General features: G+C 65.1%; 2 protein-coding genes. Both read right to left on the bottom strand.

From position 1 onward, the window contains the following. Positions 1 to 59: 59 nt before the first annotated feature. Positions 60 to 275: a type II toxin-antitoxin system RelB/DinJ family antitoxin gene (locus tag DWV32_RS10010; protein ID WP_117758043.1), complete on the bottom strand. Its 216-nt coding sequence runs from the start codon at positions 273 to 275 to the stop codon at positions 60 to 62. Positions 276 to 322: 47 nt separating this feature from the next. Beyond that, positions 323 to 1,378, bottom strand: a complete 1,056-nt coding sequence (locus DWV32_RS10005; RefSeq protein WP_117758042.1) for an IS1595 family transposase — start codon at positions 1,376 to 1,378, stop codon at positions 323 to 325. Between the last annotated feature and the right edge of the window lie 79 nt (positions 1,379 to 1,457).

The following is a 1,457-nucleotide window of genomic DNA, read 5'->3' as shown; positions in this document are numbered from 1 at the left end:
GGCTCTGTTAGACCACATTTGACACGATCGGCTGTTCGTCGAACCGGAAAATAATCGAGCTATCCCCGCCCATCGCGGTCCTCGCCCTCCCCGTCAGCCTTCCCCGAAGATCCCAGCCTGACGTCGAAGGGCAGGCCGCCCTCGCGGATCACCGCCCTGAGGAATATGTTCATGGCGCCCGACATGGAGAGCCCGAGCTCGTCGAGCACGGCCACGGCCTCCCTTTTGACCTCGGGATCGATTCTTATCGTGGTGGCCGGGACGTTCGATGTCATTGCCGCTCCTTCCGCGGTCGCTGCTCCGTGGCCACCATTTTAATTCGCTAGGCCGCCCGCCCGTCCCAGTAGTCCATGAGGGGAGGCTCGAGGCCGAACATGCCGCGGACGCGGGTCGAGCAGGAGCCGTTGGCGAGCTGGCGGGCGACCGTGGACTCCGCCGTGCGCGAGCCCGCTGCCATGAAGGTGCGGCACCAGCGGAACCAGTCGAGGTAGGCGGCGAGGTGCTTGGTGGACACGCCCTTGAAGCGAACCATGAACGAGTCGAGGAGCGAATGGACGGTGTTGATGCGGTTGATGGTGCCCTCCGAACGGTCCTTGGAATCATAGGACTCATGCGAGGCGACCTTCAGGTCGCGTAGCACGTCGATGTATGCGGTCGCCTTGTCCGTGGCGACGACCGCGCCCGCGCCGATGCGGTCGCGAAGGGCCTCCGCCGCACGCCTGCGCGAGACAACGCCGCGGCCCGAGACCTCGAAGAAGGTGGCGTCCGTGTCGCTGACGCCCGTCATGACGCAGATCTGCTCGCGGGAGAGGCCGCGCTTGTGGACCTGCTTGCCGCGGTGGCGAGCCTTTCTCGGCAGGGTGAAGGAGCCCTTGGAATGGTTGCCCTTGAAGGACTCGGGGAAGTACGTCTCGTCGAGCTCGCAGGCCTGCCCCCGCCCGACGCGGAACTCGGGAGAATATTCCTTCAGACACTCGATGAGCCTGTGGCGCATGGTGTAGGCGGTCTTGAGGCAGACGCCGCAGCGGCCGGCGCACTCGCGGAGAGGGAGCATGAGGGCGAAGCACTCGGCATAGGCCATCCAGGTCTCGCGGGGCAGCTTGCTCGTGCCGAGGATCCGGTCGGTGGAGCCGGAGAACGTCCTGCCGCAGTCGCGGCAGAGGTAGCGCTGCTCGCCGTTCCTGGACTTGCCCTTCTTGACGATAGCGACCGAGCCGCAGCGGGGGCAGCGCTCCACCTCATAGCCATCTCCCGCCGCATCGTCGAACATGGCGGCGCGGACGACGTCCCCGACCAACTCGACGGCTTTACGGCGCTCGGTCCTGCTGAGCTTCGCCAGGCTCTTCTTGAGGGTGATGACCAGGTCGTCTGCATCCATGGGCGCTCCTTCGACGTTAATTGAAGGGTACCGCCTCGCGGTGACATCGTTTTTATGTCAACCTTGGTCTAACAGAGCC

The sequence above is a fragment of the Collinsella sp. AF04-24 genome (assembly GCF_003465685.1).
GTDB classification, from domain to species: domain Bacteria; phylum Actinomycetota; class Coriobacteriia; order Coriobacteriales; family Coriobacteriaceae; genus Collinsella; species Collinsella aerofaciens_AP.
The sequence above is the reverse complement of the archived record's forward strand: the minus strand, read 5'-3'. Positions and strand labels throughout refer to the sequence as shown.

Coding starts and splice junctions, on each gene's coding strand:
- DWV32_RS10010 (WP_117758043.1), bottom strand. CDS start 275: ATGACATCGAACGTCCCGGCCACCACGATAAGAATCGATCCCGAGGTC.
- DWV32_RS10005 (WP_117758042.1), bottom strand. CDS start 1,378: ATGGATGCAGACGACCTGGTCATCACCCTCAAGAAGAGCCTGGCGAAG.